Origin of the sequence: Actinomadura rudentiformis, from assembly GCF_008923185.1 — a bacterium.
Lineage (GTDB): Bacteria > Actinomycetota > Actinomycetes > Streptosporangiales > Streptosporangiaceae > Spirillospora > Spirillospora rudentiformis.
In genome coordinates this window covers 30,963-50,776 of sequence record NZ_WBMT01000028.1, presented here as the reverse complement: position 1 = coordinate 50,776, position 19,814 = coordinate 30,963, and the positions used below count along the sequence as shown (strand labels likewise).

At 70.5% G+C, this 19,814-nt stretch carries 17 protein-coding genes; 9 read left to right on the top strand and 8 right to left on the bottom strand.

Annotation, left to right across the window (positions count from 1 at the left end; translation table 11 throughout):
* Positions 1 to 24 precede the first annotated feature (24 nt).
* Both F8566_RS43605 and F8566_RS43600 read left to right on the top strand, forming a co-directional pair.
* Positions 25 to 588 carry a helix-turn-helix domain-containing protein gene (locus tag F8566_RS43605; protein WP_151569227.1) on the top strand — a complete coding sequence of 188 codons (564 nt, stop codon included), beginning with the start codon at positions 25 to 27 and terminating at the stop codon, positions 586 to 588.
* Between the two features lie 171 nt (positions 589 to 759).
* Positions 760 to 1,764, top strand: a complete 1,005-nt coding sequence (locus F8566_RS43600) for a beta propeller repeat protein (protein WP_151569226.1) — start codon at positions 760 to 762, stop codon at positions 1,762 to 1,764.
* 92 nt (positions 1,765 to 1,856) lie between these two features.
* Here F8566_RS43600 and dnaN read toward each other — a convergent pair whose 3' ends face one another.
* The 4 genes from dnaN to F8566_RS43575 form a co-directional block, all read right to left on the bottom strand.
* Entirely contained in the window at positions 1,857 to 3,017 is a 1,161-nt protein-coding gene (gene dnaN / locus F8566_RS43595) for a DNA polymerase III subunit beta (protein ID WP_225994063.1), read from the bottom strand.
* A gap of 504 nt (positions 3,018 to 3,521) precedes the next feature.
* Positions 3,522 to 4,055 (bottom strand): methylated-DNA--[protein]-cysteine S-methyltransferase, encoded by a 534-nt coding sequence (locus tag F8566_RS43585; protein ID WP_151569225.1) that lies wholly within the window; start codon positions 4,053 to 4,055, stop codon positions 3,522 to 3,524.
* Positions 4,056 to 4,072: 17 nt separating this feature from the next.
* Positions 4,073 to 5,566 (bottom strand): DNA-3-methyladenine glycosylase 2 family protein, encoded by a 1,494-nt coding sequence (locus F8566_RS43580; protein ID WP_151569224.1) that lies wholly within the window; start codon positions 5,564 to 5,566, stop codon positions 4,073 to 4,075.
* 100 nt (positions 5,567 to 5,666) lie between these two features.
* A complete protein-coding gene (locus tag F8566_RS43575) occupies positions 5,667 to 6,725 on the bottom strand; it encodes a DMT family transporter (protein ID WP_225994062.1) in 1,059 nt (352 codons plus the stop codon).
* A gap of 103 nt (positions 6,726 to 6,828) precedes the next feature.
* Here F8566_RS43575 and F8566_RS43570 point away from each other — a divergent pair, with 103 nt between their 5' ends.
* Positions 6,829 to 7,194: a nuclear transport factor 2 family protein gene (locus F8566_RS43570; RefSeq protein ID WP_151569223.1), complete on the top strand. Its 366-nt coding sequence runs from the start codon at positions 6,829 to 6,831 to the stop codon at positions 7,192 to 7,194.
* Positions 7,195 to 7,585: 391 nt separating this feature from the next.
* Here F8566_RS43570 and F8566_RS43565 read toward each other — a convergent pair whose 3' ends face one another.
* Positions 7,586 to 8,368, bottom strand: a complete 783-nt coding sequence (locus F8566_RS43565) for an SDR family NAD(P)-dependent oxidoreductase (protein ID WP_192810167.1) — start codon at positions 8,366 to 8,368, stop codon at positions 7,586 to 7,588.
* Between the two features lie 2 nt (positions 8,369 to 8,370).
* Positions 8,371 to 9,798, bottom strand: a complete 1,428-nt coding sequence (locus F8566_RS43560) for an MFS transporter (RefSeq protein WP_151569220.1) — start codon at positions 9,796 to 9,798, stop codon at positions 8,371 to 8,373.
* Positions 9,799 to 9,995: 197 nt separating this feature from the next.
* Between F8566_RS43560 and F8566_RS43555 the strand changes: the two genes are divergently transcribed.
* The 3 genes from F8566_RS43555 (at position 9,996) to F8566_RS43545 (ending at position 12,984) form a co-directional block, all read left to right on the top strand.
* Positions 9,996 to 10,862, top strand: coding sequence for a helix-turn-helix domain-containing protein (locus tag F8566_RS43555; RefSeq protein WP_151569218.1), 867 nt, complete (start codon positions 9,996 to 9,998; stop codon positions 10,860 to 10,862).
* Positions 10,859 to 12,007, top strand: a complete 1,149-nt coding sequence (locus F8566_RS43550; protein WP_151569216.1) for a methyltransferase — start codon at positions 10,859 to 10,861, stop codon at positions 12,005 to 12,007. Before F8566_RS43555 ends, F8566_RS43550 begins: the two co-directional genes overlap by 4 nt.
* 86 nt (positions 12,008 to 12,093) lie before the next feature.
* A complete protein-coding gene (locus F8566_RS43545; protein WP_151569214.1) occupies positions 12,094 to 12,984 on the top strand; it encodes an SDR family oxidoreductase in 891 nt (296 codons plus the stop codon).
* Between the two features lie 233 nt (positions 12,985 to 13,217).
* On the opposite strand, the gene F8566_RS51955 is transcribed toward F8566_RS43545, so the two are convergent.
* Positions 13,218 to 16,826 (bottom strand): BTAD domain-containing putative transcriptional regulator, encoded by a 3,609-nt coding sequence (locus F8566_RS51955; protein ID WP_225994061.1) that lies wholly within the window; start codon positions 16,824 to 16,826, stop codon positions 13,218 to 13,220.
* Positions 16,827 to 16,923: 97 nt separating this feature from the next.
* On the opposite strand from F8566_RS51955, the gene F8566_RS43535 reads away from it, so the two are divergent.
* Together F8566_RS43535 and F8566_RS43530 are read left to right on the top strand one after the other, a co-directional pair.
* Complete coding sequence (locus F8566_RS43535; RefSeq protein ID WP_225994060.1) at positions 16,924 to 17,796, top strand: NAD(P)-dependent oxidoreductase; 873 nt, start codon at positions 16,924 to 16,926, stop codon at positions 17,794 to 17,796.
* Complete coding sequence (locus F8566_RS43530) at positions 17,793 to 18,545, top strand: SDR family oxidoreductase (RefSeq protein ID WP_151569210.1); 753 nt, start codon at positions 17,793 to 17,795, stop codon at positions 18,543 to 18,545. Before F8566_RS43535 ends, F8566_RS43530 begins: the two co-directional genes overlap by 4 nt.
* Before the next feature lie 203 nt (positions 18,546 to 18,748).
* Here the strand turns inward: F8566_RS43530 and F8566_RS43525 are convergent, their stop codons facing one another.
* On the bottom strand, positions 18,749 to 19,240 hold the full coding sequence (locus F8566_RS43525; protein WP_151569208.1) for a winged helix-turn-helix transcriptional regulator: 492 nt from the start codon (positions 19,238 to 19,240) through the stop codon (positions 18,749 to 18,751).
* A 171-nt stretch (positions 19,241 to 19,411) separates the two neighbouring features.
* Here F8566_RS43525 and F8566_RS43520 point away from each other — a divergent pair, with 171 nt between their 5' ends.
* Positions 19,412 to 19,786 (top strand): YybH family protein, encoded by a 375-nt coding sequence (locus F8566_RS43520; protein WP_225994059.1) that lies wholly within the window; start codon positions 19,412 to 19,414, stop codon positions 19,784 to 19,786.
* Positions 19,787 to 19,814: the final 28 nt, after the last annotated feature.

Sequence of the window (19,814 nt, the reverse complement as noted above, 5' to 3'; positions counted from 1 at the left end):
ATCTGGGCCCGGACAGGAGGCAGCGTGAGCGAGCAGGAACTGATCGGCGGGGCCGTGGCCAGGACCGTGCGGACCCTGCGTGGCCGCCACGGCTGGAGCCTCGACGAACTCGCCGCACGCGCCGGGGTGAGCAAGGGTGTGCTGGTCGGCTTGGAACAGGGCCGCGGCAACCCCAATCTCAGCACGCTGATCCGCGTCTCGGACGCGCTCGGGGTCTCCCTGACACAGCTCGTCCAAGTGCGGGACGAACCACTCGTCCGGCTGTTCCCCCCGGACCGGCACGTGGTGCTCTGGCGCGGCCCGGACGGCGGCACCGGAACTCTCCTTGCGGGCAGCGATCCACGCCCATCCCTGGAACTATGGGACTGGCTGCTCAGGCCAGGCGAGCTCAGGGAAAGCGAGGCCCATATCCCTGGCACCAAGGAACTCATCCACGTTCAGGAGGGAATACTCACTCTGAACGTAGACGGTCACGCGGACACGCTGGCCGCTGGGACGGCCGCCGTGTTCGTCGGTGACAGACCGCATGCGTACGGCAACGAGACGGCCGCTGACGTGCGCTTCACACTCGCCGTACTGGACCCGTGACCTGAAGTGCCGGTGACGATGGAACGCACCATCCCCATCCGATCGTTGCGGAATTGTGCGGACGCTTGTCAACAACCCCTTCGACGGTCGATGATCCCGCTCGAAAGGTGTCGTCTCACCCCAAAGGGGCTATGAACGGTGAACCGACCAGAGACCCATGACCGCGCCAGGGTGAAAAGCGCGGTAATGGTCCTCCCCGGTGGGACCACCTGGCAGCCGATCGACCCGGCCGTCGCCGACGCGCCGCATCTCCTGTCCGCGGTGGCCGCCGCGTCGCCGACCGATATCTGGGTCGCCGGCCACGCCGACCAGCAGCCGCTGCTCGCCCGCTGGGACGGATCTTCATGGGTCGTGCCGCCCGGCCCCGAGCCGGAGGCGGCGCTCGTCGGCGCGGGCATCCAGGGCATCGCGCTGACCTCCGGCCCCGTACGGGCCATCGCGGTGGGCGGCGGCTACGACCGGCTGGGCGGCACCGAGGTCCCGCTGATCCGGCATTGGAACGGTTCGTCCTGGTCTGCATCTGCCGCTCCCGAGCCGGCCAGCGACTATGTGCTCACGGACGTGACGGCAGCGGGGGTCGGGGCCTGGGCGGTCGGTCACGGCTTCCCCTGGGGCGCGGCGGGGCCGGTCGCCCTGCACTGGTCCGGCACGGACTGGCAGGCCGTGCCGATGCCGCAGATCCCGAAGGGCAAGCTGCTCGCGGTGTCCGCCAGCGGCCCCGACGACGTCTGGGCGGTCGGTGCCGACGACCGGGCCGGGCTGATCATGCACTACGACGGACGAGCCTGGGCCCGCGTGCCCTGCCCGTCGACCCGCTTCCCGCTCACCGACGTGATCGCGATCGCGCCGGACGAGGCGTGGGCGGTCGGTCGTGATCGCGTACTGCAGTGGAACGGCCGGAAGTGGAAGCGCGTCAAGGCTCCGATCACCGCCGCCAACACGATCACGGCGACCGCCCCCGACGACGTCTGGGTCGCGGGCGGCCACGGCGAACTCGCCCACTACGACGGCCACCGCTGGACCGTGGCCACCTCGCCGCAGCCCATGGGCGACAGCACGGTCTGGCTGGCCTCCGCGTCGGTGCCGGACGGCGTCTGCATGGTCGGCTCCCACCAGGTGGTACGTGCCACCGCCATGGACACCGACTCCACGATCAGCGCCCAATCCAGCGACTGACCCAGGCCACAGAAATCCGGACTCGCGGCCCGCAGGACCTCCGGCACGCCGGCACATGACATGACGCTGGCGGCGCGACCAGTGGTCGGTGGTCAGCTGGTGAGGCGGACGGGCATGACCAGGTAGCGGAAGCCTGTGTCTTCGTCGGTGTCCACGGGGGCGGTGGCGGCCTCATCGCCTTCGCGGTCCGGGATGGCGCTGAGGAGCGCGGCCTTGGTGGGGCCCGTGCACTGGAGGCGCGCGAACTCGGTGTGGACGCCGGCGAGGCCGTCGAGCAGGTAGTGAGGGCTGAAGGCGATGTCGATCTCATCGCCGATCAGGCTGCCCGGCAGGGACTCGTTGGCGCGGGCGGCGTCGCCGGAGGCAGCGCGGATCTGCACCTCGTCCGCGGAGAAGGCGAGGCGGACCGGGGTGTTGCGCTCGGTGACCAGCGCCACCCGCTTGAGGGCCTCGGCGAACGGCGCCGTGCGCACCCGGGCCTCAGTGGTCCATTCCCCCGTGAGCCGGCTGCGGTAGTTGATGTACTGCTCGTCCAGCAGCCGCGTGGTCATGCTCCGGCCGCCGCTCTCGACACCGATCAGGGTGTCGCCGCTGCCCGAGAGGCCGATCATGACCTCGTCTCCCGCCCGGATGGACTTGGCCGTGTCGGCGAGGGTACGGGCGGGGACGACGATCCCGGCGGTGAAATCGGGGCTCGACGGCGACCAGGTCAGCTCGCGGGCGGCGATCCTGTAGCGGTCGGTGCAGGCGAGCCACATCGTGTCGCCTTCGAAATCGATGCGTACGCCGGTCAGCATGGGGAGCGTGTCGTCCCGGCCGGCGGCGGGCGTGACCTGCGTGACCGCCTCGGCGAACAGGTCACCCCGCAAGGTGCCCGCCTGGTCGGGGGCGGTCGGCAGCGTCGGGTAGTCCTCGACCGGCATCATCTGCAGCCCGAACTCGACGCTGCCGCAGCGGACCACGACCTCCGTGCCCTTGGTCGAGAAATCCACAGGCTGTGGAGGAAGGTTCCGGACGATCTCGGCGAGCAACCTGCCCGGCACGAGAACGCGACCCGGCTCGGCGACGTTCGCCTCCACCTCAGCACGGGCCGAGACCTCGTAATCGAATCCCGCCAGGATGAGACCGCCACCGGCCGTGGCCTCGACGAGCATCCCGGCCAGGACGGGCAGCGCTGGCCGGGCGGGCAACGTGCGCGCCGCCCAGGACACCGCCTCGGCGAGCGTCTGTCGTTCGACCCGGAACTCCACCATGTCGCGTCCCCTCAACTCACGCCTGAACTCGAACGCTAGTCTCACCCACAGACAAAACGACCCTTCCCCAGAATCCGCCTCAGAACAGCGGCAGAGGCGAGAGCAGCTCAGCCGGGGAGCACGACCACGCGACGACCCCGGCCACCGCGAGCGCGACCGAAGGCCTGACGACGGAACGAGCCAAAGGCGAAGCTCCGGCGAAAGCTCGCGAGCGATGCAGCGCCACAAGTCCGACTAGGCCGAGCCGCCAGCCGAGCCGCCAGGCAGCAGGCCGCAGGCCGGGCCGCCAGCCGAACCGCAGGCCGGGCCGCCAGGCCGGGCCGCCAGGCGGAGCGCAAGCCGGGCCGCCAGCCGGGCCGCAAGGCGGGCCATAGGCCAGGCCGCAAGGCGGGCCGCAAGCCGAGCCGCAAGCCGAGCCGTAGGCCAGCCCACCGAGCCGTAGGCCAGGCCGCAAGGCGGGCCGCAGGCCGGGCCGCCAGCCGAGCCGCAGGCCGGGGAATGCGGTTAAAACAGGGTCGCTGTGGGGTCTTCGGCGGTGCGGACGCCGTGTTCGAAGTCGAGCAGGCGGCGTTTGCGCTCCAGACCGCCGCCGTAACCGGTGAGGCTGCCGCTGGAGCCCACCACGCGATGGCACGGGACGATGATGCTGATCGGGTTCTTGCCGTTCGCCAGGCCGACGGCGCGTGAGGCGGACGGCTTGCCGATCTGCTGGGCCAGCTGCCCGTACGAGATCGTCTCGCCGTACGGGATCTCTTGCAGCGCCTCCCAGACCGTGCGCTGGAACGGCGTGCCATGGAGAGCCAGCGGCAGATCGAAGTCCGTGAGTTCGCCCGCGAAGTACGCCTCCAACTGCTCGACGACTTGGCCGAACGGAGGGGTCCGGCCATCAGGCTCCCGTTCGCCGAACAGCTCCTCGGCGGGACGGTGCCGCTGGAGGTTCATGTAGAGCCCGGAGAGCACACCGTCGGTGGCCACCATGGTCAGCGGGCCGTACGGGCTCTCCAGCACCGCGTGCGTACGGTGCCCCGAAATCATCATCTTGGTCCTCTCGTCGGTCAGGCGGCGGGCAACCGGTTGATGGCGTGATCGCCGGTCGCCCACAGGTACTGCACCGCGTACGCCCGCCAGGGGCGCCAGGACGCGGAACGTTTGGTGAGCGCCGCCGGTGTGGCGGGAAGCCCGAGTTCGCGGGCCGCCAGACGGACGCCGAGATCGCCGGGGATGAAGGCGTCGGGGTCGCCGAGCGCGCGCATGGCGATCGTCTCGACGGTCCAGGGACCAACCCCGGGCAGCGCGGCGAGCCGGCTCCGGGCCTCGGTCCAGTCGCTGCCGACGCCCAGATCGATCTCACCCGCCGCCAGCGCCCCCACCAGCGTGGTGAGCGTCGTACGGCGCGTCTGTGGGAAGGCCAGCTGGGCCGGGTCGAGCTCCGCCAAGGCAGTGGAGTCGGGGAACACATGGGTGAGGCCGCCATCCGGATCGACGACCGGCTGGCCATGGGCGGTCACCAGCCGTGCGGCATGCGTACGCGCGGCCGCCGTCGAGACTTGCTGCCCGAGGACCGCCCGTACGGCGAATTCCTCCGCGTCGACCGTACGCGGCACCCGCCGCCCTGGAGCCTTGTCGACGAGCGGCGCGAGCACCGGATCCGTCCGCAGCAGGTCGTCGACCGCGACGGGGTCGGCGTCCAGGTCGAGCATGCGCCGGCACCGGCTGATCGCGATCGTCAGGTCGCGTACGTCGGTCAGCGACAACGTGCAGGTCACGTGCTCCGGCTGGGGCCGCAGTGTGACGATGCCATGGCCGTTCGGCAACCGGAGCGTGCGGCGGTACGCGCCGTCCCGCCACTCCTCCACGCCCGGAACACCGGTCGCCGCGAGGTGGCCGAACAGATTGTCCGGACACAACGGAGCCCGGAACGGAAGCCGGAGCGACAGGGTCGCCACCGACTCCCCCGCCCCCGCAGCCATGACAGCCGGATGGCCTCGGGCCACGCGGTCGCGGAGCTGGGTCGGGGTGAGCGCGAAGACCTCGCGGACGGTGTCGTTGAACGCACGGATGCTGGCGAATCCCGCAGCGAACGCGACATCCCCCATCGGCAGGGAGCTCGTCTCGATGAGGAGCCGGGCGGTCTGGGCGCGCTGGGCCCGGGCCAGGGCCAGCGGACCGGCGCCCAGTTCGGCCTGGAGCTGCCGTTCGATCTGGCGGGTGCTGTAACCAAGGTGAGAGGCCAGGCCGGGCACGCCCTCCCGGTCCACCACGCCGTCAGCGATCAGCCGCATCGCGCGAGCCACGACGTCGGCACGCTCGTTCCACTGTGGCGAGCCGGGGCTGGCGTCGGGCCGGCACCGCTTGCAGGCCCGGAATCCGGCCTGCTGAGCGGCCGCCGCGCTCGGGTAGAAGCGCATGTTCTCGGGCTTCGGCGGGACGACCGGGCAACTCGGCCGGCAGTAGATCCCCGCGGTCACGACCCCGGTGAAGAACCACCCGTCGAAGCGTGCGTCCTTGGACTGGACCGCCCGTACGCACCGCTCAACATCCTCATGCATGGGTCCAGCATTACCGAGGCCAACCCGACTCACTAGCGAAAATCCGACATCATCCTCCAGGCCCCGAAGGCCGGACCGCGTGCCGGGTGCGGCCTTTCGGCTAAGGCTGTGCGTTTGTGGAGGGAGGCTTCGGGGTCGGGCGGCTTGCGGCTGGGCGGCCTGCGAAGGCGTAGAGGGCCACGCCTACGGTGATCGCCAGGATGCCGGCCCAGGCGGCCGGGCCGGGAGGCTCGGCGGAGAGGATCACTGGCTCCAGGAGCGCCACGAAGACCACTTCGGCGGCCTGGGTGGCCTCCACTGCCGCCAGGCGCAGGGGGTTGTCGCGCACCCGCTGGGTCGCGGCGAAGAACAGAGAGGTCGCGATCACTCCGGAGCAGATCGCGACCACGGTCGTGCCGGTGAGCTGGCTGGATGATGGCAGGCCTGCGCGCAGGCCGCCTGCCAGTCCGATCGCGAGCCAGAACGGCAGGCTCGCGATCGACATCGCCAGCAGCCGCTGGAACGTGTCGAGGCTGTCACCGGCGAGCTCCATCGTTCTGCGGTTGCCCACCGGGTAGGCGACCGCGGCGATCAGCACCGCGAGGACGCCACCGGCGACAGCCCACGACAGCCGCCCTTCGCCTCCCAGCTGGGTGAGGAAGACGCCGCCCAGGATGAGCCCGGAGAGCGCGACCCCTGTGGCCGGGATCCGGCGCCGATGATCGCCCCGTGTGTAGAGGAACGGCGCCAGGAACATCCCGCAGATGATCGTCACCTGCCAGGTCGCCGCGACCATCCAGCCCGGAGCCGTCGTCGCGGCCATGCACAGCGGCGCGTAGAACAGCCCGAAGCCCACCGTGCTCCACAGCGCCCACCGGCCCGGCTGCGCGCGCAGGGCCCGCAGGACCGGCGAAAGCCCGCCAGTGCGGGGCCGGGCCACCACGATGACGAAGAACACCGGCAGGGACAGCAGGAAGCGCAGCGACGCGCTCCACTCCCATGCGCCGCCGTCCACGGCCATGAGCCGGTTGGCAATGAACGAGGACGAGAAGAACAGCGCGCCCACAAGCCCGATGCCGACGGCGGCCGGGGCCGCTCCTCCTGGAGCACGCCGCCGTACCGCCGCGTGCCTGCCCGACCGGACCCACGAACCCGCGCTCACCATCGCCACGTTCGCCACTGCCCGCCCCCGTCCCGCTCGATCTCGGCAGAGACTACTGGGGCAAACCCCATGACCTGGCAGGTAATCGCCTTTATCCTCCGCACTCGGCACCGTGGAGGCCATGAACTACGACGCGCAGAAGCAAGCCCAGCGTTACATCGACATCTGGAACGAGAAGGACGCCGCCGCCCGCCGAGCCGCCATCGACGAGCTGTGCACCGAGAACGCCGCGTACACCGACCCGCTCGTGGTGGCTGAGGGGCGCGACGCCCTCGACGCGACCATCGCCGCCGTGCAGCAGCAGTTCCCGGACTTCGTCTTCCGGCTGGCCGGGAACGTCGACGCCCATCACGATCTTGCCCGCTTCACCTGGGAACTCGGCCCGGCGGATGCGGAAGCCGTGGTGATCGGCTTCGACGTGGCGGTCTTCGCCGAGGACGGCCGCATCGAGACGGTGCACGGCTTCCTCGACAAGATTCCCTCCTGACCACCCGCACGTGACGGCGGGACGATCCGTCAGTCCCGCTGGAACACGAGTAGTCCTGCTGGAACACGACATTGTGCAGGTCGGCGGCCGCGATGCCACGGAGAGTCCGGCAACGCGGCCGCGATGCCACGGAGGTTGGCAATGCGGTCACGACCTGTTCGGCGGTGAAGACGTCGGGCGGCCAGCCACCCGATCGTCGAGCCGCACAGATGCGGGTGGTGGAAACCGGCACCATAGGACGCTCGAAGGATGATCGGCTCGACGCCGGTGGCCCGCTGGTCCAGCCAGCCCAGTATCCACAGGCTGTGGATAACACCCGTTCATCTCCATCCACCCCCATCCACCTCCGTCTGCCGGACGCCGTCGTTCTGGCCATGCTGGACATGACGATTCAGATCTGGCGCAGGGCGCCGCCGTCGACCGCCCATTCGGCGCCGGTCACCTGGGCGGCGAGCGGCGACAGCAGGTAGGCGATGACGCGCGCCACGTCCTCCGGCATCCCGAGCCGTCCGGTGGGCAGCCTCCGCTCGTCCCGGACGAAGCGTTCGATGGCCTGCTCGACAGGCAGGTCGTACTGCCCGGCGAGTTGCTCGGCGAAGCCGCCCGGCGCGTCCCACAGCCGCGTACGGGTCGGGCCCGGTGAGACGACGTTGGAACGGATGCCGCAGCGGCCGAACTCCCCCGCCAGCGTCTTGGACACCGACAGCAACGCCGTCTTGGTCGCCGCGTAGTCGACCAGCGGCGTGTCAGGAAAGCGACCGGCCTCGCTCGACAGGTGAACGAGGCTCCCGGCGCCCTGGTCGATGAGGGCGGGGAGCGCGGCCCGCGCCATCCGTACGGCGGCGTGGAAGTTCAGCTCGAACGTGGCGTGCCACTGCTCGTCGGTCACATCGAGGAAGCCGATGCGCGAGTTCAGGGCGCCCGCGTTGTTGACGAGCCCGTCGAGGCGTCCGTGCCGGTCGAGCGCCGCGTCGATGATCCGCTGGGCCGCCGCCGGGTCGGTCAGATCGGCGGCGACGCCTGTCACGCGTTCGCCCAGGTCATGGCCGGTGACGTCACGGGCGACGCCGACGACGTGCGCGCCCTCGTCCGCCAGCAGCCGGGCGGTGGCCTCGCCGATGCCCGCCGAGGTGCCGGTGACGACGTAGACCTTGCCGGTGAGTTCGAGGTCCATGATCAGTCCTCCGTGTTCGCGCGGCGGCGAAGGAAGGCCACCATCAGCGCGGCGCCCGCGAGGGTGACGGCGGCGTTGACGACTGTCGCGGTGTGGATGCCGCCGAGGACCGAGCCGCCGCCCGCGGTGGCGATGGCGCTCATCACCGGGATGCCGAGGGTGATGGCGACCTGCTGGGTGAGGGTCGCGAGTCCGGTGGCGAGTCCCTGTTCCTCGTCCGGCAGGCCGGAGGTGGCGGTGCCCATGAAGGCCACGATGGCGACGAGGTTGCCGAAGCCGCCGATCGCCGTGGCGACCAGGATCAGCGGCAGCCCACTACGGGTCTCGCCCAGGCCGAGGAGCGCCGCCGTCGCCGCCGCCTGGAGGACCAGCCCGGCGGCGAGGGCCCACCGGCCGCCCAGCCGGGCCATGATCCGGGGAGCGGCGACGCCGCCCGCGAACGTGCCCGCGCCGAGGACGCCGAGTGCGAGACCGGTGGCCATCGCCGAGTAGCCCAGCACCTGCTGCAGGTAGAGCGTCATCAGGAAGACCAGCGAGGTCTCGGTGGCGAACGCGATGAAGCCACCGATGTTGCCCCAGGTCACCGTGCGCTTGGCGAGGACGTGCAGGGGCACCAGCGGAGCCGGTGCGCGCCGTTCGGTCATCCAGAAGGCCACCAGCAGTACTGCCGCGAGCACGAGCGCCCCCAGTGCGAACGGGTCGGACCACCCCTGCGAACCGGCGGCCGTGATGCCGTACACGAGGGCCAGCAGCCCGCCCGTGACGGTGATCGCACCTGGTACGTCCAGCCGCACGCCCCGCGCGACACGTCTCGCCCTGACCCCATGGCCGCCCTCAGTGATCACGAGTGGCGCCACCGCCAGCACGAACACGGCGATCGGCACGTTGACCAGGAACGCCCAGCGCCAGCTCAGCAGGTCGGTGAGCACGCCGCCCAGCACCGCGCCCGCCGTGAACCCGGCCGACATCAGCGCCCCGCTGAGCCCGAGCGCCCGGTTGCGCAGCGGCCCCTCCGGAAAGGACGTGGTGATCAACGACAGGGCCGCCGGGGTCGCGATGGCCGTCGCGAGCCCCTGCAGCACCCGCCCGGTCAGCAACAGCGCCGGGGAGGTCGCCAGCCCGCCGATGAGCGAGCCGATCGCCAGCAGGCCCATTCCGGTGAGCAACATGCGCCGCCGCCCGAACAGGTCCGCCACGCGGCCGAAGAGAAGCGTGAACCCGGCGGCGGGCAGCGCGAACGCAGTCGCGATCCACTGCAGCGAGCCGAGCCCGAAGCCCAGCCCCTCGCCGACGACCGGCAACGCCACGTTCAGGATCGAGAAGTCGATGGCGAGCATGAACTGCACGCCGAGCAGCAAGATCAGGATCAGCCTGTGCCGCGAGGTCATCCGCGTGGCAGCGGGAGCCGCGACGCCGGTCAGAGTAGCCATGGAGCGCCTCTTCCAAGGGGATCGTCTTGATCGGTCGCGTCCACGATCCGCCGCCACGCCAAGCCCACCCAGCCCCCGCCCATTCGTACGCCCGCCGTACCTACCACCGCCAGTAGCACCCTCGGCGGCCCATGCCCAAGCAGCGGTGGCGCCCTCGGCGGGCCGGGGCGGCTCGGGGCCGGATACGCTCGGCTGTCATGGCGCAGGGGAACGAACTGGGGGAATTCCTCAAGTCCCGGCGGGCTCGGCTGCAGCCCGACGAGGTGGGATTGCGCTCGTACGGCGGTCGCCGGCGGGTCCCCGGGCTGCGCCGTGAGGAGCTGGCGCAGCTCGCCGGGGTGAGCGTCGCCTACTACGTCCGGCTGGAGCAGGGGAACGCCGACAACGTCTCCACCGAGATCCTCGACGCGATCTCCCGGGCGCTGCGGCTCAACGGCGACGAGCACGCCCACCTGCACCGCCTCGCCCACCCGCCGCGCACCGGCCACCGGGAGGACCCGCCGCGGCTGCGGGCGCCGCTCCAGCATCTCCTCGACTCGATCACGCACGCCCCGGCGTACGTCGTCGGGCATTACACCAACGTGGTCGCCTGGAACCGCCTCACCGCAGAGATCTTCGTCGACCTGGCCGAGGTGCCACCGGACGAGCGCACCTGGACGCATCAGATCCATCTGAACGGCGACTACCGGAGCCGGCTGGGCGACAACTGGCTGCCGGTGGCGTGCCGGAACGTGGCGCACCTCCGGCTTCGGGCCGGACAGCATCCGGACGACGCGCGCCTGCGCACCCTGATCGACGACCTGCTCGCGAGCGGCGACGACTTCCGGCGGCTGTGGGAGGAGCACCGCGTCATCGAACTGACCCACGGTGAGGCACGGATCGTCCATCCCGAGGTCGGGCTGCTCGTCCTGCCGTTCGAGACCTTGCATCTGCCCGGCGATCCGGATCTGAGCCGCCTGATGATGTACGCGGCGGAGCCCGGCTCGGAGTACGTGGACAAGCTCAACCGGCTCGCGAAGACCTCGACGCGGCGTTCGAGCTCGGATCTGGCGAGGTCGGCATGAACGAACCGCAGCTCATCGAGTGGGACGAGGACGGGACGGCCCGTTCGGCATACTGGCGTTCGGAGAGCGGGGCGGCACCGCCGCGGCGCGTGATGATCGCCGACGACACGACCAAGGCCGACGACGCGTACCGCTTGGCCTGCGAAGGCACCGCACTGCTGTGGCGTGGCGACTTCCAGAACGCGCGGCAGCTCCTCCAAGCCATGACCCGCCGCGCCGACCGTACGCCTCGTCGAGCGGACCGCCGCAAGCGCAAGGGCGAGGCGCCTTCGCAGGTCCAGGCGTTCCACTTGCATCGCCAGGCGCAGGCGCAGCGAGCCCGGACACTGGGCATGGTGCTGATCCCGGTCGAGGCCGGACACAAGATCTCGTTGCGCCGCGCGCCCGATGTCGAGCAGGCCTGCCTGGAGGCCTACGGGGAGGCGAACGAGCCGTACGTGACGTCGCTGCGCGAGCTGCAAGGGCTCATCGGCGCGCACGAGTGGCGGAAGAAGGGCGTGCCGATCCCGGCGCTCGGCGGCGATCGGATCCACCCGCACTATGGCGTGTTCTCGCCGGTCAGAGGCGAGTACGTGGATCTGGTCGCGGCGGCGCCGCTCCCGCCGGGCTCCCTCGCGTTCGACATCGGCACGGGCACCGGCGTGCTTGCGGCGGTGCTGGCGCGTCGCGGTGCCGGACGGGTCGTGGCCACCGACCAGGACCAGCGCGCTCTGGCCTGCGCGCGCGAGAACATCGCACGGCTCGGCCTGGCGGACCGGGTCGAGGTGATCGAGGCCGACCTCTTCCCACCCGGACGTGCGCCGCTGGTGGTGTGCAACCCGCCCTGGCTGCCCGGACGCCCGAGCTCCCCGCTGGAGTACGCGGTGTACGACCCGGGCAGCCAGATGTTGCGAGGCTTCCTGAACGGCCTGGCCAGCCACCTCGAACCGGGCGGCGAGGGCTGGTTGATCCTCTCCGACCTGGCCGAACACCTCGGGCTGCGCACGCAGGCCGAACTGCTCGACGCGTTCGAGACGGCCGGCCTGCGCGTGCTCGACCGGATGGACATCAAGCCGCGGCACCCGCGCGCCGAGGACTCCGGTGACCCGCTGTACGAGGCCCGCGCCGCCGAGGTGACCTCCCTCTGGCGCCTCGCGTCCCGCTGATCCATCGAAACTCCTGATTGCCCATGCCCTCGCATGCGGGCTATAGTAAATGAACAGTCATTTATTAATCCGAGAGAGGACGGATCATGCACCTCAAAGGCAAGATCGTCCTGGTCGCCGGCGGCACGCGGGGAGCCGGCCGGGCCATCGCCGTCGAACTCGGCGCGGCGGGCGCCACGGTGTACGTCACCGGCCGCAGCACCCGTGCGGGCCGTTCCGACCTCGACCGCCCCGAGACGATCGAGGACACCGCGGACCTCGTCACGGCGCGCGGCGGCACCGGCATCGCGATCCGCGTCGACCACTCCGAACCCGAGCAGGTACGGGCCCTCATCGAACGCATCCGGGCCGACCACGACCGCCTGGACGTGCTCGTCAACGACGTGTGGGGCGGCGAGGCCCTCACCGAGTGGGACAAGAAGCTGTGGGAGCACGACCTCGGCAAGGGACTCGCGCTCCTCCATCGCGCCGTCGACACGCACATCATCACCAGCCACTTCGCGTTGCCGCTGATGGTCGGCCAGAAGAGCGGCCTGGTCGTCGAGATCACCGACGGCACGGAGCGGTTCGTCGACGACCTGCTCGGGGGCTATCGCGGGACGTTCTTCTACGACCTGGCCAAGCAGACCGTCATCCGGCTCGCCAAGAACCAGGCCGCCGAGCTCAAGCCGTACAACGTCGCGGCGCTCTCGCTCACGCCGGGCTTCCTGCGATCGGAGGCCATGCTCGAGATCTTCGGCGTCGCCGAGGAGAACTGGCGGGACGGCATCGCCAAGGATCCGCACTTCGCCGCCTCGGAGACGCCGGCTTACGTGGCACGCGCGGTCGTTGCCCTGGCCTCCGACCCCGACATCATGGCCAAGACCGGCGGCTCGTACAGCAGCGGAGAGCTCGCCAAGGAGTACGGGTTCACCGACGTCGACGGTTCGCAGCCCGACTTCGCCTCGTACTACCGCAGCGTCCTCGCCAAGGCCTAGGGTGCGCCTCAAGCTCCCCGACTACGCGACGCCCAGGCACAAACCCTCGTCGGAGTCGTCGTCAGTCGGCGGCCACGCCCGTGCCGACGCCCTCCTCCGCCGTGGTTGCGGCAGGCTACGGCCGTCCGCAGGTCAGCGACGGTGAACGACGTCGTCCAGCGCAGCCGACGTCACCTCGCACCAGTCCTGGTGACAGATCCACGCTTGGCGAGAGTCAGCGACTGACGGCCTCTTCACGCGGTGACGTCTGAGGGCTCGGCTTTCGTGAACGCGGCGGTGAAGGCGGCGTCGCCGAGCACGTCGCGTACGGCGGCCGTGATGCGCTCAACGTCACCTCGTTCAGCCGGAGGAAGCGGGGTGCCGACGGACTCGCGGAGTGCGTGGGCGGCACCGAGCAGCCCCGCCGCCCGGAGATGATCGCCAGAGAGGGCATGGGCACCCGCCAGGCCCTCGAGGGCGAGCGCGACCGCCCTGGGATCGCCGGTCGTACGAGCGGTCTCATGCCCCTCGACCTGCAGTGACATCGCGGCTTTGGCGTCACCGCGCTGTTCGGCGATGAAGCCGAGCTCGGCGAGGATCAACGCCACGCCGTGGTCGCCGCCCCGCTCCCGGCACCAGTCGAGCCATCGCCGCAGGTGGGCCTCGGCAGCGTCGAGCCTGCCCTGGCGCCTCGCCAGGAGCGCCAGGCCGATCTCCGCGTGTTCCTCGGCTGCCTCGTCGGCATGGTCGGCCGCCAGCCGCCGACCGCGTTCGAGCAACTCTCCGGCAAGCGCATGGTCGCCGCTGAGCAGCGCGATGCGGCCGAGCCCGGAGAGCCTGCGCGACACGTCCGGCCACAGCTTGAGCTCCTCGGCCGTGCGCAGTCCCTCGCGATGCAGGCGGGCGGCACGTTCATAGTCTCCCGTGACCTCCGCCACCGCGCCCAGCACGTCCGTGGTCGCAAGCAGGCCCCACCGGTCGCCGAGCTCGTTGAAGAGCGCCGCGCTCTCCGCTCCGCAGCGTTCAGCCGCCGGGAAGTCGCCGCGCAACACAGCCTGGTTGGCCTGCGTGCTCAGCGCGGCGGCGGTGCCCCAACGGTCGCCCGCGGCGCGGAAACCCGTCAGCGCGCGGCTCACCAGGTCTTCGCTGATCGAAATGTCTCCGTAGCCGAAGAGGGCGAAGCCGAGCAGCCATTCCGCGTGCGCCCGCGCTCCCGCCGGATCGTCGTGCTGCTCGTACAGGCCGAGCACGGCGTCCGCCCGGTCCATCGGGCGTGGGACATTGCCCGCGCGGATGGCCAGGACGATCTGCCAGATCATCGCCTGCGCCCGTACGGAACACGGCACCTCGTCACCCTCGACCGCCAAGGCGAGGCCGAGCGAACGACTGGCCTCGCTGAGCCTGCCCCGCAGGAACCAGTACCAGGCGAGGGAATTGACCAACCGCAGCGCAAGGTGGGCGTCCTCACGCCGGGCCGCGCCTTCGAGTGCGGAACGGAGATTGGCGGCTTCGGTGTCGAGGTGCTCCAGCCACTGCCGCTGCTGGTGTCCCCGGATGTGGCGTGCCGCTCGTTCGGCGAACGCGGCGTAATAGGCACCGTGGCGCTCCCGTACGGCAGTCGCCTCGCCAGCGTCCTCAAGTTTCTCGTGGCAGTAGGCCGCGACCGACTCCAGCAGCCGGTAACGCGGCCCGTCCGCCCGCTCCGTCACGTTCACGAGCGAACGGTCCACCAACCGGGCCAGGAGATCGAGAACATCGACAGGGTCAACGCCGCCCCCGGAACAGACCTCTTCCGCGGCTTCCAACGTGCAGCCGTCCGCGTGGACCGCCAGGCGGCGCAAAACGGTGCGTTCGGCGCCGGTCAGCAGCTCCCAGCTCCAGTCGATCACCGCCCGGAGCGTCTGCTGGCGGGCCGGGGCACCGCGATGGCCAGTGGCGAGCACCCGGAACCGGTCGTTCAACCTGTCGCGGAGTGCGCGCACACCGAGGACGCGCAGGCGCGTGGCCGCAAGCTCCAACGCGAGCGGAATCCCGTCCAGCCGCCGGCAGATCTCCACCACGGCGGCAGCGTTCTCCGTCGTGAGCTCAAAGCCGGGCGAGGCGGCGCTCGCGCGGGTCACAAACAACCGCACGGCACTCGACTCCCGCAGCACCCCGAGGTCACGATGAGCAGCATCCCCGGCGGAGCCCCTGCCGACAGCGGAAGCCAAGCCGATAACCGCAGGCAAGCCGATCGCCCCAGCCCCATCGGTCGCCGCAAGCCGATCGGTCGCCGCAAGCGGACCGGTCGCCGCAAGCGGACCGGTCGCCGCAAGCGGACCGGTCGCCGCAGATGGATCGGTCGCCGCAAGCCGATCGGTCGCCGCAGATGGATCGGCTGCCGCAGGCGGATCGGTCGCCGCAGATGGATCGGTCGCCGCGGGCCGGTCGCTGGCCGCAAGCCGATCAGTCGCCGCGGGGGGATCAATCGCCGCGGGGGGATCGGTCGCGGCGGGCAGGCCGGTGATCGCAACCCGATCAAGTGCCGCAGGCAGATCGGTCGCTGCTGGCAGGCCTTCTGCCGCGGGCCGATCGGTGACCGCAGGCAGATCGGGCGTGGGGGGAAGGTCGAGCGGTGGGACGGGCCAGATGGTCTCGCCCGAGAGGCCGAGGGGCTCTTGGCCGGTCGCGAGGATGTGCAGGTCGGGAGCGGATTTCAGGAGGTGCTGGGCGAGCGCGGCGGCCTGTTCTACGACGTGCTCGCAGTTGTCCAGGATCAGCAGTGTCCGCCGGGGCCGCAGTGACGTCACGATCAGATCGAGGGGGTCCCCCTCCGGCGTGGTGTCGTCGCGGAGTCCCAGGGTGGTGGTCACGAGGTCTGCCAGGCGGTCGAGTCCGGCGGTGCGATCGAGGGTGGCGAGCTCGACCAGCCAGATGCCGTCCGGGAAGTCCGACTGGGCGGCTGTCTCGATCGCGAGACGGGTCTTCCCGACGCCGCCCGGTCCGGTGAGGGTGACGAGCCTGCCCGACTTCAGAAGGTCGCGTACGGCGGCGATCGCGGTCGTACGGCCGATCAGCTCGGTGACCGAGGCGGGCAGGTTCGTACGCGGGCGTTCGGTGGCCGGACGTTTCGGCTCCAGGGCCGGGTCCTGGGTGAGGATCGCCCGTTGGAGCTCAGCGAGCTCCGGGCCGGGATCGAGACCGAGCTCCTCCCGAAGGCGAGCGCGGAGATCGTTGTAGGCGGCGAGGGCCTCGCTCTGCCGCCCGGTTCGGTAGAGAGCCCGCAGTTGTACGGCTCGCAGCCGTTCCCTGAGCGGGTGCTGCTCGACCAGGTCCGCGAGCTCGCCGACCAGCAGTCCGTGCTCGCCCAGTTCGAGGCGCGCGGCGGCGCGTTCCTCCAGCGCTACCAGGCGCTGCTCCTCCAGGCGCGTGATCGCGGGTCGGGCGAACTCCTCGTCGGCGAAGTCGGCGTACGCCGGGCCGCGCCAGAGCGCGAGCGCGTCGGTCAGCAGCGCGGCACGTTCTCGCGGATCGTGGGCCGCGGTGGCCCGCGCGAGCAGCGCACGGAAGCGACCCGCGTCGATCGCGTCGGCGTCCGCCAGCAGCTGATAGCCGGGAGCGCGGGAGACCACGAGCTTGCGTGCGCCCGGCTCGGCCTCCTCCAGGGCTCGGCGGAGGTGCCACACCTTCGTCTGCAGCGCACCGGAAGGGTTGCCGGGCAGCTCTCCATCCCAGAGGTCGTCGGCGAGGCGGTCCGCCGACACGACGCGTCCCTCGTTCACCAGAAGGTCGGCAAGGAGCGCCCGGACCTTCGCCTCGGGAACGCGCACGGGGCTGCCGTCCGCCGCCCACACCTCAAGCGGACCCAGCACCCCGAAACGCATGCGTTCACGTTACCCAGAGGCCTCCGTGAGCGGACCGAGAGGTGATCGAGAGAGGCCTCTCGCAGAGTGGAGCCATCCACCTTGAACTGGAGAAATCATGACCGACAAGCCATCCGTGACGATCATCGGCCTGGGCTCCATGGGCCAGGCCCTGGCGAACGCCTATCTGGAGGCCGGCCACCCGACGACCGTCTGGAACCGTACCGCCGCCAAGGCCGACGCCCTGGTCGCGCGCGGCGCCACCCGCGCGGCCACGGTCAGCGACGCGCTCTGGGCGTCCGACCTGGTGGTCCTGTGCGTGCTGGACTACGCCGCCGTGGACGGGCTCCTCGCGCCCAACGCCGACATGCTGAGGGGCCGCGTCCTGGTGAACCTCACCAACGGGCAGCCCGAACAGGCGCGCCGTACGGGCGAATGGGCGACCGCCCAGGGCGCCGAATACCTGGACGGCGGCATCATGGCCATCCCGTCAATGATCGGGACGCCCGAGGCGTTCATCCTCTACAGCGGTTCGCAGACGGCGTTCGACCGTTATCAGGCAGCTCTGGAGGTCCTTGCCGTGCCCAACTTCGTGGGCACGGACGCCGGGCTCGCGGCACTGAACGATCTGGCTCTGCTCTCCGGGATGTACGGGACCATCGCGGGCGCCCGCCACGCCACCGCGCTGATCGGCCCGGAGCGGGCCGCGGAGTTCACCACGTCCCTGCTGATCCCGTGGCTGCAGGCGATGGCGAACGTCCTGGCCCCGTCGTCGACGGAACGCGAAGCAGGAGACATCCCCTCCGAGGAGTCGCCGCTCGACATGCAGGCGATCGCGCTCGCGAACATCGTGGAAGCCAGCCGTTCAGAGGGTGTCGGCGAGGACCTCCTCGCCCACCTGCTCACCCCCATGCGCGACATCATCGCCGCCGGCGAGGGGGACGTGCTCACCGACCTGGTCGACGCCATCGGCAAGGAGATCCGTTCATGAAGTACGCAGGGAAGAAGGCCGTGGTCACCGGCGGCACGCACGGCATCGGCCTGGCCGTCGTCCGCGCACTGCTCGACGGCGGCGCCGAGGTGCTTCTCACAGGGCGCAACGAGACGAACATCGAGGCCGCACGCACCGAACTCGCCGGTCTCCCAGCGCACGTGGTGCGTTCGGACGCCGCCAGCATGGCCGACATCGACGCCCTCGGCGCCATCACCGAAGAGAAGCTCGGCCGGGTCGACCTGGTCTTCGTGAACGTGGGCTACGCGGAGTTCGTCCCGATCGAGAACGTCACCGAGGAGAGCTTCGACCGGACCTTCGACATCAAGGTCAAGGGCGGCTTCTTCACGACCCAGCGCCTCCTGCCACTGGTGAACGAGGGCGGCTCGTTCGTCTTCACCACCGCCGTCCTCGACGGGCTGGGCTACCCGCAGACGAGCGTCGCCACCGGCTCGGTGACTGCCGTACGAGGGATGGCCAAGGCGTTCGCCGCCGAGTTCCTGCCGCGCGGGATCCGGGTGAACGTGGTCAGCCCGGGCTTCACCCAGACCCCGACCATGGGCATCGCCGGACTGACCGACGAGGAGAAGGAGGCCAACCAGAAGGCGGGCGAGGACCTGACCCCGATGTCCCGGCACGGCGACCCCGAAGAGATCGCCGCCGCCGTCCTCTACCTGGCCTTCGACGCCACGTTCAGCACCGGAATCGTCCTGGAAGCCGATGGCGGCCTGGGCCACATCGCTGCCTGACCCCAGAAATGTGAAGGGCCCTCGTTCGAACGTGAGTTGCGAACGAGGGCCTCGGCCGCACAGCGCCGACCAACAAGTCGATCAGTGTCGGCAGCCGAGTCACTCGGCGAGTCGTTCCGCGTCAGCTGGCGTATCGGTCAGCTTCGGTCAGTCAGTCGATCGGCATCGCTAGGCGAGTCGATCAGCGTCGCCCGGCGAGTCGATCAGCGTCGGCCGGCGAGGACCTCGCGGGCCAGTGCGTCTCGTTCGGCTGCCTCCTGGTCGGCGGTTTCCTTCTCGGCCTCGACACGGGTGTCGTAGGCGGCGCGGGCCGCGGCGATCTCGTTCTGGTGCCGCTCGGTCCAGGTGACTAGTGAGCGGATGGTGTCGTGCAGGGTCGCGCCCAGCGGGGTGAGCTCGTAGTCCACGCGGGGAGGGACCACCGGATGCACGGTGCGGCGGACGATGCCGTCCCGCTCCAGCTGCCGCAGGGTCACGGTGAGCATGCGCTGGCTGATCCCGTCGATCTTGCGGCGCAGCTCGGTGAAGCGGAGGCTGCGACGGTCGAGCAGGGCGATGACCAGGAGCGACCACTTGTCCGCCACCCGGTCGAGGATCTGCCGGACCTCACAGTCCTCGCGCGTGTCCCACTGGAGGACGTCGTAGTCCCCATCTGAATCCGTGCAAAGAGGGGCGTGCTGAGTTCCGTCGTCCATATGACCAGATAGTGCCTGTTAGTGCCCTCGGTTACAAGAGGGAACCGATCACATCAAGGATCGGCCCCTCATAAGTGCTGGTTCTGGAAGCAAGACGATCTATTTCTTGGACTTCTGAACAGAGTGAACGGAGAGTGGTGTTTAACGGATAGTGGAAAGGGTTTGATCGTTATGGCCACGAACGGGGCGAACGGAATGTGGGAGAAGGCCGCTCGGCCTGAGGACCTCGCGCGGCTGTTCGTCGAGCGTGTGAACGACGGGGACGTCGAGGGCCTCGTCGAGCTCTACGAGGACGACGCGGTGCTCGCCTTCCCGCCGGGGAACGAGACGGTCGGCCGTGCGGCGATCCGGGCCGTCTTCGAGAAGATGCTGGCGGCCAAGCCGCAGTTCGCGGCCGAGAAGCCGCTGCCGACGATCTTCCATGGCGACCTCGCGTTGACCTCGACCCGTCCAGCCGACGGTACGGGTGGACGGGTACAGGTCGCCCGGCGGCAGCCCGACGGGTCCTGGCTACGGATCATCGACCGGCCCGAGCTGCCACGCTGAACGGCTACCTGCGCGGCTCTGGCCGGGC

What these genes read in the sequence shown, in the direction of transcription:
- dnaN (WP_225994063.1), bottom strand. Translation starts at nt 3,017, where the DNA reads ATGGTGGAGTTCCGGGTCGAACGACAGACGCTCGCCGAGGCGGTGTCC.
- F8566_RS43585 (WP_151569225.1), bottom strand. Translation starts at nt 4,055, where the DNA reads ATGATGATTTCGGGGCACCGTACGCACGCGGTGCTGGAGAGCCCGTAC.
- F8566_RS43580 (WP_151569224.1), bottom strand. Translation starts at nt 5,566, where the DNA reads ATGCATGAGGATGTTGAGCGGTGCGTACGGGCGGTCCAGTCCAAGGAC.
- F8566_RS43570 (WP_151569223.1), top strand. Translation starts at nt 6,829, where the DNA reads ATGAACTACGACGCGCAGAAGCAAGCCCAGCGTTACATCGACATCTGG.
- F8566_RS43565 (WP_192810167.1), bottom strand. Translation starts at nt 8,368, where the DNA reads ATGGACCTCGAACTCACCGGCAAGGTCTACGTCGTCACCGGCACCTCG.
- F8566_RS43560 (WP_151569220.1), bottom strand. Translation starts at nt 9,798, where the DNA reads ATGGCTACTCTGACCGGCGTCGCGGCTCCCGCTGCCACGCGGATGACC.
- F8566_RS43555 (WP_151569218.1), top strand. Translation starts at nt 9,996, where the DNA reads ATGGCGCAGGGGAACGAACTGGGGGAATTCCTCAAGTCCCGGCGGGCT.
- F8566_RS43550 (WP_151569216.1), top strand. Translation starts at nt 10,859, where the DNA reads ATGAACGAACCGCAGCTCATCGAGTGGGACGAGGACGGGACGGCCCGT.
- F8566_RS43545 (WP_151569214.1), top strand. Translation starts at nt 12,094, where the DNA reads ATGCACCTCAAAGGCAAGATCGTCCTGGTCGCCGGCGGCACGCGGGGA.
- F8566_RS51955 (WP_225994061.1), bottom strand. Translation starts at nt 16,826, where the DNA reads ATGCGTTTCGGGGTGCTGGGTCCGCTTGAGGTGTGGGCGGCGGACGGC.
- F8566_RS43535 (WP_225994060.1), top strand. Translation starts at nt 16,924, where the DNA reads ATGACCGACAAGCCATCCGTGACGATCATCGGCCTGGGCTCCATGGGC.
- F8566_RS43530 (WP_151569210.1), top strand. Translation starts at nt 17,793, where the DNA reads ATGAAGTACGCAGGGAAGAAGGCCGTGGTCACCGGCGGCACGCACGGC.
- F8566_RS43525 (WP_151569208.1), bottom strand. Translation starts at nt 19,240, where the DNA reads ATGGACGACGGAACTCAGCACGCCCCTCTTTGCACGGATTCAGATGGG.
- F8566_RS43520 (WP_225994059.1), top strand. Translation starts at nt 19,412, where the DNA reads ATGGCCACGAACGGGGCGAACGGAATGTGGGAGAAGGCCGCTCGGCCT.